Origin of the sequence: Bacillus sp. ISO11 (genome assembly GCF_003458115.1) — a bacterium.
In the GTDB taxonomy this organism is placed as follows: Bacteria; Bacillota; Bacilli; order Bacillales; family Bacillaceae_G; genus Bacillus_A; species Bacillus_A cereus.
In genome coordinates this window covers 37,149-48,779 of record NZ_QXCO01000034.1, presented here as the reverse complement: position 1 = coordinate 48,779, position 11,631 = coordinate 37,149, and the positions used below count along the sequence as shown (strand labels likewise).

The window sequence follows — 11,631 nt, the reverse complement described above, 5'->3', positions numbered from 1 at the left end:
AGCAAGGAGCTTTGCATAAGGTACCATTACCGCTTACAGCTTTTATGTTAGTACGAATGATTTTTAACTACGAACAGGATTATATAAAAAATGATAAAAGTGATACAGAATTTCTGCAGTTGCTAAAACATATGCTTCTTAAAAACTAGTTTTAACAACAAAAAAATAATTGTGGTACAAATATATGAAGAAGAACGTGAATAATGAATGGTTTAATAAACTCTTTTCATTCTGGCCAAACATACGAAATATCCAACGCTTATGTAGAAATGAATGAAAAAATCATATAAATTTTTCTAAAATTAGAAAGCCTATACTTAAATCTACAATAAAATAGTTCAGTAAAAAGAGCGTGTTTTCATCTATCTAAACACGCTCTTACAAATATTTAAACCCTATATGAATTGCTTATTCCATTCTGATTTTCTTTTAACTAATATATCTCTTTATATACGATTATCATGCCAAAAGTTTATTGGAAAATGATTGTTCTCATCATAAGCTTCAAATTCGTACCCTTTTTCTTTTAACCCTTTTATAATTGCTGGAACTGCCGCGACAGATTGTGGATGAATATCGTGCATTAAAACAATTTCCTTTGAAGACGTCGCACCTGCTAAGACATTTTGAACAATCTTTGCAGCTGCTACATCAACGGGTAATTTATTGTATTTCCAATCTAAAGAATCAATTGTCCAATCCCATACTTTCAAATTATTTCCTACCACTTCATTTCGAAGTGATTCATTTAAGCCAGGCATTGATCCATATGGTGGACGTGTTAATTTCGGTGTGTATCCAATAACGTTTCTAATTAAAGATTGATCTTCTTTCATTTCCTTCACATATTCCTGATTGGTGTATAGCTTTTTAAAATCATGTGTCATACTATGCATGCCCACATAATTGTTTTCTACATGCTCTCGTTTCACTAAATCTGGGAACCTTTTCACATTATCGCCAATTAAAAAGAATGTTGCTTTCACATCATTTTTCTTTAGTACATCTAATAGATTAGCTGTATATTTTCCAGGTCCATCATCAAAAGTTAAATATGCAACTTTTCTTTCTTTACCATCAAAACGATTAGGTATCAATTTTTTTAATTCATTTTTAGGTAGACTGCTCACTTGCTGAACACTATTTGCCTCTTCCGCATTTACCAGCTTAGGATTCGTAATAGATTGAAACACGTAATACCCTATTGCTACTAAAGTAATAGCCAACAATACACTTATAATTCTCTTTTTCTTAAGCTTAATTTTCATATTATAATCTTCTTTCTATCTTAATAATAATCTGTATAGGTGAAAATTAGTGCCCTGCACTAGCGTTCATGGCATTTCCTATAATAGTCAGAACTACTGGAAATAATACTGGTCCTAAGGTAAGGACAATGTTTAAAATTATAATAAAACTATATAGTAAGCTATAATTTTTACTATTACGGTTTTCAAATACTAGGATGACTAATGTTATTATAGTAATTAAATGTAGTAATAAAATTATCAACCAATAATACATCATTATAGTAAGATTCCACTTTCCTAATAGTTGGTATGTTACCCCTATTATTATCCCTAATATAGTAGCATTAAAGGAAATAAACAAAGTTCTTTTTAGTATTTTAGGAAATGTTTTGTGATCCACAGTTTTATTATATAAACCGATTAAAATGCCCAAAGATAGATATGCCAGTAATAGCCCTACCCAATTCCAGATCCAATCTTGATCCCCCATTAAATTAAACAAAAGCGCAATGATCCCTCCTACTGCAAGAATCGAAGAGATCATAATACTATTTAAAGCTGATTTCATACTATTTTCACTTCCTTAAAAATTTTACAATACAGCATTGAAGTCTACTCTTAAGTTGTCCTTTACTTATTAGATTCCTTTTCATTAAAAATCTTGTATGGAAATCCCATCATATAATCCGGTCATCATACCTAATAGCATATACGGAGAATGGGTAGGCCCAGCAAAAATTACATGTACATGATCACATACCATAATTTTTAAACTGAATGAAACTCCACCAAATCCTATTCCACATGGTAGATATACAAATAGAGGATGCCATTCACCAACTTTTATTTGTATATCAATTATTCAGACGAGTATCAGCTACTGCATAACCTTAAAATAAATGCTTTGATTTTTCATCGTCAATCAAATAGCACATTTGATTCTTATTAACTTGTATTCTTCCTTCTTCTACTGCTTTACTATAGCCCGCTGTATATTTAAAAATAGTAACCCCTTTGTTTCTAATTAAATCTTTTTCCCATTTTTTCGCAGCTGCTGCCATATGTACATATGATGTTTTAAAATTAATAATAATTTATTATAATTAAGTATATATTAACAATATATTAAGTATAAGTAAATAAAATTAATAATAATTTAATTTTATTTACTTATTTAAAGGGGATTACATATATGAACGATATTAATGTTGGTCACAAAATTAGGGCATTTAGAAAAGGGGCCGGATTAACCAGTAAACGTTTAGCAGAGTTAGCTGATATAACACCTTCCATGTTAAGTCAGATTGAAAAAGGAATCACAAATCCTTCATTACAAACACTAAAATTAATTTCTGTAGCACTAAATATTCCATTGTTTAACTTTTTCTTAGAGGATACCAATACAGAAGAATTAGTTGTAAGAGCTAACCAAAGGAAAAAAATAACTTTTCCTGAAAGCGGCAATGTTTCATATGAGTTATTATCTCCTAATTTAGATGGAGCACTAGAATTGGCTTTAATGAATCTGTTCCCTGAAACTGCTTCATCTATGGAGCCTGTGGCACATAAAGGGGAAGAAATAGCATTTATTATGGAGGGACAAGCAAAACTATATCTAAATGATGAGGTTTTACTTCTCAATACAGGTGATAGTGTTAAAATCCCACCTTATACAAAGCATAAATGGGAAAACACTTCTTTAAACAAAGTCACTGTTATATTTGGGATAACTCCACCATCTTTTTAATTTCAAATACTAGCGAAGAAAAGTTAGAGAAAATAATTCTCTAACTTTTCTTGTATACTTAATTTTATTTTAAGAAATTAAAAAACTTGTCTCCCAATTATATGAGATTAAAATCTAAACGATTAAAACTAATGAAATAGATCTTTTTAATTACATACTTAATTTATTTTTTAATGTCCAATATTTTTCTCCATTAGCTTCAAAAGAGAATTCTACCCATCCATTTGGATCTTCACGATAAATAAAGATGGTTGTTCCAGGGGTTACTGTACCAACTTTATTCTCCTCGACAGCTACATCTGGTCTACTTTTAATTTTTAAATTAAATGGATAAGGTACCTGGTAGTAAGCAGCTGATGATACAACATTTGAGCTTGAACCGTCTGCATACATTTTATATGGAATTTCATTCGATAACGCGTCGACATCTAATGTTTCAGGATTCTTTGGTAATTTTTTTGCATATGTATAGTCTTCTACATGAAACGGTTTAATACGTTCCATAATACCCGCAATTTTCTTAGCCCAGCCTTTATCTGATGCATATTTCACATTCATGCCAGTTAATGTTGGGCCGTTATAATACATACCACTTTCTTCTAAATATCTTTCTCGTACATAATTAGCGTTATAAGCAATGCTATCCCCGTAGCTTGGTAAATATTTTGCATATTTAAACGGATCTCCATCATATGCACGTAGACCGAATAGATTATGTTTTTGATATGCGATTTCTGATTTTCCGTATCCAGATTCTAAAATCGCATGCGCTGCTAAATAATGAGCACTCACGCCATATTGATTTTGCGCATTGATAAAATCTTGCCCATGTCCAACTAAAGGACTATCCGAGTGATATTTCGCAATAAAACTATCAATCTCTTGAGCTGTAATTTTCGAAGCCACTGTTAAATTTAAATCTTCATATGAGGTAGCAGTAATAACCTCTTTTTCATCGTTTAAATTTTGTTGTAACATATCTGTTTTTGCAGTAAGTTGAGCAGCTTCAGCACGTGTTATAAATCTATTTGGTTGCCAACCGTTCTCGGTACCATTAGAGATTTTTAAATCTATTAAAATATTGGCATATTTTTCTCCCCAATGCCCTTTTAAATCTTCAAATCTAACCTGATCATTATGATTTGGTGTGCTTTGTAGTTTATATGCATTTACTAGCATCGTAGCCATAGCAGCGCGAGTTACTTTTCCGGATGGATTGAAGATTCCATTACCTTCACCTTTAACAATCCCAGCTTTTTCAGCAGCAGCAATATAAGGAGTAGCCCAGTGGTTTTGTGAATCTGTAAAAGATGGTTTTGCATTAGGATCAATTTGTATACCTAAAACTTTTGTCATAATTTTTGTAGCCGAAGCTCTGTCTAATGAGTCATTTGAACCAAAAGTTCCATCTGGATAACCATTTAATACCTGTTTATCAACTAAATAATTAACGGATTTATCAGCCCATGTAGGAACATCAGGGAATTTATGAGTATCTGCTAAAATATTAGAAGAATAGGATAATATAGCTCCTGCAAGGATACCTGTTGCAATTAATTTGTGCTTCATTAAAATAAACACCTCTACCATTGTATTTATCAAATTGAGATTTTCTATTTTTATATTTACATGTTTGTCATAATAATGAAATCGTATTAACACGCATTCAATTTGATGTAACGAGTATAGTTACTTATATACACAAGTGTCAATGAATTTATTTTACAAAAATGCATAATTTTTACATTATTTTGTAATTGAATTATGTATAAATTTTGTAAAGGACCTTTTGATAGATTTTACCTGAATAAATCTCTTTAGTTGTTAATTTGCCAATCTTTCTTGTTTACTATTAATTAATTAAAAAAAGAATTTTTTTGTTTAAGAGCTACTTTAAAATCTTAAGTTGATGGATGTGTGAATGTACCGCTACTAAAATTCTTGCTTTTAAATCATTATTACTGTATTATATTTACGTATCAATATAAGGATTATATTATATAAAAAGGAATCAAATCTATAAGTAAGATTTAAATCCTTTTCGAAATCAAAAAGACTTTGTCAAAATCTAATATAATTTATGCTTGTCTTTTTAATATGTATCTAGTAAAAACATATTTTTTATCCATAGAATTCTGTTTTCAATGCTAGGAATTAGTGTTCTAAACAAGAAACCGTACAAAGTGATCTGAAAAACCTGAGAGATATTGTATGTAGTTTGCTCATCTCCAGGTACTACAATAAAAGAGCCTTACCTTTCTAGGCAAGACTCTACTAGTTTAGTTGTATACTATTTACATGATAACTAAGAAACAGAAAACATATAACACCAAATAACAGCACCCTATTACTCCTCCTACAGCTAATACCTGTTTAACCCAACTCTTAAATTTTTGATTACTGTAAATCGCTTGCACTCTTTCCATATTTCCTCCTATTAAGCAGAACCCTTAAAGACTCTCACCTCGCTATAGTACCATTAAAAAATGAATAATAGAGATCTAATGTATAAATATGCAATATTGCATACGAAAATGTATTGTTATAATTGTAAGCGCTTACTATAATAAGGTTATAAAGATTTATTACATCTTAATACGAAAAAGAGGAGAGAATAATATGGAAATCGCAATGGCAGTTTTAAAATTTATAGGTGGAGCAATCCCATTAATTCAAGAACTACTAAAAGCATTTATGTAAATTCACTATTTAGCAATTATTTATAAAAATTATTATACAAATGATCTATATATATATAAAATGAATTGGTTTACAGATCATTTGCGTGATCAAGGTCCCTTTAACATGACTAAGGGGCCTTTTTAAAATTTTTAAATAATTAAGGTTACGTCACATCACGATCAAGTTAGCAAAATAAAATGAAACTTTAACTTGATGGTGATGGGGTAACAGTTGTGATTTAGAGATAAGATCAGATTATACAAAGTTTTGCACGTCAGCGATACTGAAAATAAACTTCGCCTTTAGTAGCAAGAATCCCCAATAAAGATAGTCAACTTGCCTATTTAGGAATAAGAGTGTCAATTTAAATGATGCATTCTGAAACACTACTCTTCTTCTAAAATAGCGTAATAATATTCATCCCACCATTCATTCCCATGTGGTATACACTTCCTGAAATAGCCTTCTCTTCTCATTCCAATCTTCTCCATTACTCGATATGATGGGGTATTTTGTGGTTGACATGTAGCTATAATCCTATGTAATTTCATTTCCTTAAAGCCATATTCCAATGTAGCTTGTGCTGCTTCAGAAGCATATCCTTTATTGAAATATTTAGGATTGAACACCCAACCAATCTCATATGTATGCTCACCAAAATATTTATGAAAAACTATATGACCAATCAGAATATCTTTATCAATTAATACTACAGGAAAGTTCTTAGCGTTTTCACCAATGTTTTCATTCACAAAGTTTCTTGTATTTTCTTCAGTAAAAACCCCTTCAGGTATGTATTTCATAACATTGATATCTGATGTATACTCATGAACAGCTTGCCAATCTTTGAACTCAAATTTCCGTATTAATAACCTTTCTGTTTTTATAAACATTTACTTTTCCCCCTCAAAAAATTACAACTATATTTGAAATCCACATTTAACCCTTAAAACAAAAAAACTTGTAGGAATCTCTACAAGTTCTTTTTAGTTTAAGGCGAATATAAGGACCAAACAAACTATCTTACAGATTGACTGTAGAAACTTTAGGGGTAATGCTTTGACAAATATATTATATAACAAATATTAACATCCACAGGATTTATTTTTGAAAATTATGTGAATTAAGAAAGGAAGTAGTTTTTTCTTAGCTATTATTATTATTATTAACTGACGGTATCATTATATTTCATTCTGCAACTTATTTAGAAGCGCTATGTACATTTCGAAGAAGTTCTTCAATAAGTTTTGTTTTTTCATTTACCTTTGTGGCATATTTGAAATCACCATAACAATATGGATACCTAAAATTATTTTTATTTCCACCACAAGTATACATCGCTGGATTTTGATCAACTTTCATCTTAGAAAACTTTTTGGCTGAATCCTCCGAGTGTTGTTTAACTTCTTGACTAGCAACAAAATCAATATAACCTGGCCCCATATTATAGCTTTGAATAATTGTATCCATGCTAACATCCTTGTCCGTTCCATATTTGTACATTTTAGCAAAGTGTTTTACCCCTTGTTCAATGCTCAAGCTTGTCTCTTGAATTTCATTTGGCTTTAATCCAAGTGATTCGGATGACTGCATAGGATCGTTTCCCTCACCTCTACTCTCTTGGTACATAATTCCTAATAAAACTGCTGTTTTCTCTCCTAAATTATATTTTTCTAATTCTTTCTTCAAGGTAGATTCATATTGCAATACACGTTTTTCGGTGGCTAGCGCTTTATTTTTTTGAATATTGGTTTTATGATTAAAATATAGCATTCCAAGTATTATTCCTAAGCCTAAAATACTAATAAGGAACACTTTTATAATTTGTTTTTTACTTGTATCCTTCATATATTCCTCCTCGTATAAAAAATTTAATTTTTCAAAGGTAATTGGTTATTTACAAACTATGTAATGAACATCTATCTCCCGCCCTTTTTAGACTCAAACATCAATACTTTAAGGTTTTAAGTTTAATATAAAAATTTAAAGATAAGGTAAAGATAAGATAAAGATAAGATAAAGGGCATTTTTTATACGTACTTTAAAAGATATTGCTACAAAGGGATATATGGGACAACTTGTTGATATGAATGGATTTAGTGATAATTGAAAGGTTATTGTACAAGTTATTAATTATGGAGACATCATTCCAGAAGATTTAATCCATCTTTTCAATATGCTTTATATAAAAACCACAACATAACATATAATAAAAAACGGCGAACCCTCCACCTAGGAGAATCCACCATCACAAATAACTGATTATTTCACACCAAGTTTTTTTGCTTTCTTAGGGATCCCGTCTTCCAGCACTTCCTCCCAAGCTGTTACACCTTGAATATGATGTGATTGCATTTGAAATAGGGCTTTGGGAAGCAGCAGCTGTTCAGCAAAATTTTGATAACTCAACCGCTACAGAAGCGATGAAACAATCCTTATACTCTGTATGGAAAACTGAGGAACTTGAACAATTATTTACCTATATGAAAGAACAAAAAGAAAAAGGAAAGCCACTCACATTAGCTGGTTTTGATATGAATTTGTTTTATAAATCTTCATTCCGCTCTTATGCAAAAGAATGGTTGCAAAAAGTAAATTCTGAAGTAAAGAGTGAATTTGATACAGCAGTGTCAGAGTTGATTGAACTGGATAGGTATTACAATAAAAATAAAACATATCCCTATGATCGGTTTAAAATGGAGATACAGCCCGTAATTAGCAAGTTTGAAAAGGTTAGAATGTTTATTCAGAATCATAAATCTGAATTGATTCAAGTTACACCACATCCTACGTATGATGTGAAAGTCAGAGGTGGCATCTCCTCACCTAACCTGACAGACTATTCTTTTTATATCCGAGATCAAAAAATGGCACAAAACTTCGCATGGCTAACTGAAATGCAGTATGGAAACAAACTGGCCCCCTTTAACAAGTAATAATTTGTTCTGCACCCATGTTGATAATTCTTCTGGTAATCGGAATGTAACGGAACCATGTTGCTCTTTTATAATGACATAGGGATTGCGGAATTCTTCTTGAATGCCGATTCCAATCACTTGATACAATTTCCTGCACTGACTCGGAAACAATATATTTGGAATGTCTAAAGATTCAATTTCATGAAAAGAATGGCGGAATCTCACATCCATTGCAAATACCATCACACCAACTCCCAGCTATACGTAAAACACAATTAGTATACCGATGAGATCTATGTTACGTGCAGAAATCCCCGTTTTCTCCCCAGACTTATCTACAAGAATAAAAAAGGAAACACAAGATATGTTCCCTTTTCACTATTTGTTTTCTACACTTTTAATTCCAATATTTCTAGATGCTGAATAGATCCGCCCCCTGGCAGGTAGACATCTTCCTCCTTCAGCAGGGATACGGAACTTTCCGTTTCTACTAGTGATGGAAGATTGCGCACGCCAAATAATAATACTTTTCCCCTATTGCCCAAATGACGTGGGGTATGCATGGAAATCGTAAGGTTGTTTATGCATGTAATTGTTCCTGTTCTTAAACATTTTCGGGTATCTATTTTTATTATGTTTTGCTTTTGTAGTATTTCTTATTTTTATTGTTTGATTGTTATGACTGGCACTTGCTCGTTTTCGGAAATTTCACTGTAACCATAATAAAGTAGAAAAAACAATAAAATAATTGTCCAAATAAATATAAACACTTTATAACTATACTTCATATGAAAAACCTCATTTTCCCTATATAAGTGAATGTACATACACCTTATAAATCCTATTACATAAATTATTGGATATTGCAGTAGTAGAGAATCATTAAGTATTAGAAATTGTTATTCATAAACATATCCAAGAAATCTTCAAAAAATATCATCTAGACATTTTAACATTTCATAAAAATGCACAGATAATATTTTTACGTTTAGCTAAGTAATGCTTATTATGTAATAAATCCTTATCTCTATTTCACCTTAATGTTTATATGTACAAGAGTCTGTGTAGCAACTAGGCTGTACTTTAAATATGTACTAAATTGTGTGTGGGAAAGGAAGCACATTTTATTTAAAGTTGTTACTTTGAACCCTTTAATTAGTTGGTAGTCTTCTTCATTCAGACAGAAAGGAAATTTAAAGTGTGCACGTATTTTCAACTCAGACTCTTTACTACACACACTCCTATACACATAACACGTCTATACCTTTCGTAACATTAAGGAAACAAAAGGAAATGATATAGAAATAATTATAATATTTCGTAACAACCTTGTAACACAAATGTAACACAATACATTTAATCGTACAATACTTTTTTAGCTAATTATCAACAAAGCATTGTTAATATCGTTCAAATTTAATAATGTTCCCATAAAGTAATACATATTGTTTGTGAAGTGTTTTTTCAAAATATAACGAAACCTACCATGACGGAGGAATGTTAATTCAATTTAAGAATAAATGGATTGATACCTTTCTAGCTTTTGTATCCCAATCATAGTATAGAGAGGATTATGGTTATCCAATAAATGTATGTGAACATATACAAGCTAAGCCTTCTAAATAATTACTGTAACTAAAAAAACAAGTAATTATACTTGTTTTTTTAGTTTACTTTCCAATATCGTAACAGTTTTATGTGCTCTCTTTTCCTGTCTACATTATTGGATGCATATCTTACTAAAGATAGCTTCTTTTTTTATGATTCTATTGAAGTAATTAATTGCTGACGTTCTTTATCTCTATAAATTTTCATTTCATGTTTAAACTCGTAATTTCCTACTTCAAATCTAGCCCATTCCTTACTTGTCCAATATACTACATCTACATTTTCTCTTAAGATTGCAAAACACACATCCACTAATTCATCTTCGTAAAATGGAGCTTCTTTTGCTAATTCAAAAGCAAGCACTTTTGGATCCTTAGTTTTAATTTGAAGTTCCCTAGAGGTTTGCCCTAAATACTGCCATGGCGATGGTATTGATTGAACTTGGGCATCTCCCCTATCTTGAAACTGTGATGGAGAATAATTTGTTGAAGCAAATGTAGGTTTACTTACTCCTATTGCTGTTCCTAAAACAATAGAACCAATAATAAGTTTTTTAATCATTTTTTCAGCCCCTTTAATAATTTTGGATATGCTTCATTTTTATACCACGTTCACAGTCATGTAAATGAAGATAATTTGACAGAATTCTGCGTTTTCCTCGAAAAATGTATATTAATTACACACCTTAAATTTACTAAAAACAAAATTGTTGGTTAAAGTAAATTTTTTTGTCGTAAGTATACACTTTTTGTATAAAAATTAGTTTTTTAAATATTTGCATACTTATTGATAAAGCTTCCTGCCATACCTTATTCGAAGCCAATTTACCTCTACCTACTCACTTCTCATTCCTTGAAGAAGGAATCTTCTTGACTAAAACGTATAAAAAAGTTGGGGATTTCCCCAACTTTTTTATACGTTTATTGTCTTATTAATCCTGTAGATGTAACCCCATATGTTCTTTTCTTTCCGATATATTCCCGTTTTCCATTCTCAAGGTTAGTTAAAGTCGCGCGTGTTTTTTCCTTTGCTGCTTCTCCTCCTATATGAGTAAATTCTATATAATCTCCCTCTTTTACAGGTACTGTTTGGGTTTCAGCATTTTGTTGTCTATTTCCCATAATTTCCTTATTGTACATAACGCTACCAGATGAGTTCTGGACTTTAATACTTGCATATGTGCTATTGAAATAAGAATGCGGTACACCAGTTTCTAATATTCGCTTTAAAACTTAGATATATTTAATATTTTTTTCACTACTATTATTAATCAAATTATAGTATTTTGTATTAAAATCTTATGATTTAGGACTAAATAACTTAATTGATCACACTATTTGACTCATAATTATTTACCAGAAAAACGTTATGTAAACTTTCTATTTGTCAATTAGACAAAATAGTTTATTTGCTGGTACCTTATCAT

The 11,631-nt window shown here is 30.8% G+C and carries 11 protein-coding genes and 3 pseudogenes; 5 read left to right on the top strand and 9 right to left on the bottom strand.

The features are described 5' to 3' along the window. A pseudogene (locus D1166_RS25805) lies at positions 1-149 on the top strand (TetR/AcrR family transcriptional regulator); the annotation flags it as partial. Between the two features lie 297 nt (positions 150-446). On the opposite strand, the gene D1166_RS25800 reads toward D1166_RS25805, so the two are convergent. The 3 genes from D1166_RS25800 to D1166_RS25790 form a co-directional block, all read right to left on the bottom strand. Further along, positions 447-1,268 (bottom strand): peptidoglycan-N-acetylglucosamine deacetylase, encoded by an 822-nt coding sequence (locus tag D1166_RS25800; protein ID WP_000694605.1) that lies wholly within the window; start codon positions 1,266-1,268, stop codon positions 447-449. Positions 1,269-1,314: 46 nt separating this feature from the next. Continuing rightward, a complete protein-coding gene (locus D1166_RS25795) occupies positions 1,315-1,818 on the bottom strand; it encodes a DUF3902 family protein (protein WP_000833545.1) in 504 nt (167 codons plus the stop codon). 322 nt (positions 1,819-2,140) lie between these two features. Further along, positions 2,141-2,311, bottom strand: coding sequence for a hypothetical protein (locus D1166_RS25790; protein ID WP_002063312.1), 171 nt, complete (start codon positions 2,309-2,311; stop codon positions 2,141-2,143). A gap of 131 nt (positions 2,312-2,442) precedes the next feature. Between D1166_RS25790 and D1166_RS25785 the strand changes: the two genes are divergently transcribed. Further along, a complete protein-coding gene (locus D1166_RS25785) occupies positions 2,443-2,997 on the top strand; it encodes a helix-turn-helix domain-containing protein (RefSeq protein WP_097861627.1) in 555 nt (184 codons plus the stop codon). Positions 2,998-3,147: 150 nt separating this feature from the next. Here D1166_RS25785 and D1166_RS25780 read toward each other — a convergent pair whose 3' ends face one another. Further along, complete coding sequence (locus tag D1166_RS25780; RefSeq protein ID WP_016090209.1) at positions 3,148-4,566, bottom strand: S-layer homology domain-containing protein; 1,419 nt, start codon at positions 4,564-4,566, stop codon at positions 3,148-3,150. A 945-nt stretch (positions 4,567-5,511) separates the two neighbouring features. Between D1166_RS25780 and D1166_RS25775 the strand changes: the two genes are divergently transcribed. Then, positions 5,512-5,697: a hypothetical protein gene (locus D1166_RS25775; RefSeq protein ID WP_001987408.1), complete on the top strand. Its 186-nt coding sequence runs from the start codon at positions 5,512-5,514 to the stop codon at positions 5,695-5,697. Between the two features lie 368 nt (positions 5,698-6,065). Here the strand turns inward: D1166_RS25775 and D1166_RS25770 are convergent, their stop codons facing one another. Beyond that, positions 6,066-6,572, bottom strand: a complete 507-nt coding sequence (locus tag D1166_RS25770; protein WP_000470144.1) for a GNAT family N-acetyltransferase — start codon at positions 6,570-6,572, stop codon at positions 6,066-6,068. 307 nt (positions 6,573-6,879) lie between these two features. Next, positions 6,880-7,527 carry a lysozyme family protein gene (locus tag D1166_RS25765; RefSeq protein ID WP_097856332.1) on the bottom strand — a complete coding sequence of 216 codons (648 nt, stop codon included), beginning with the start codon at positions 7,525-7,527 and terminating at the stop codon, positions 6,880-6,882. 497 nt (positions 7,528-8,024) lie between these two features. Here D1166_RS25765 and D1166_RS25760 point away from each other — a divergent pair, with 497 nt between their 5' ends. Continuing rightward, positions 8,025-8,615 (top strand): erythromycin esterase family protein, encoded by a 591-nt coding sequence (locus tag D1166_RS25760; RefSeq protein WP_097861626.1) that lies wholly within the window; start codon positions 8,025-8,027, stop codon positions 8,613-8,615. Here D1166_RS25760 and D1166_RS25755 read toward each other — a convergent pair. Then, positions 8,568-8,840 (bottom strand): hypothetical protein, encoded by a 273-nt coding sequence (locus D1166_RS25755; protein WP_002164541.1) that lies wholly within the window; start codon positions 8,838-8,840, stop codon positions 8,568-8,570. The two genes, D1166_RS25760 and D1166_RS25755, sit on opposite strands and share 48 nt — an antisense overlap. Before the next feature lie 1,230 nt (positions 8,841-10,070). Between D1166_RS25755 and D1166_RS25750 the strand changes: the two are divergent. Beyond that, a pseudogene (locus D1166_RS25750) lies at positions 10,071-10,157 on the top strand (DUF2278 family protein); the annotation flags it as partial. A 198-nt stretch (positions 10,158-10,355) separates the two neighbouring features. Here the strand turns inward: D1166_RS25750 and D1166_RS25745 are convergent. Both D1166_RS25745 and D1166_RS25740 read right to left on the bottom strand, forming a co-directional pair. Beyond that, positions 10,356-10,766 (bottom strand): hypothetical protein, encoded by a 411-nt coding sequence (locus D1166_RS25745; protein ID WP_086392422.1) that lies wholly within the window; start codon positions 10,764-10,766, stop codon positions 10,356-10,358. A gap of 359 nt (positions 10,767-11,125) precedes the next feature. Continuing rightward, positions 11,126-11,434, bottom strand: a pseudogene (locus D1166_RS25740) (putative mucin/carbohydrate-binding domain-containing protein); the annotation flags it as partial. Positions 11,435-11,631: the final 197 nt, after the last annotated feature.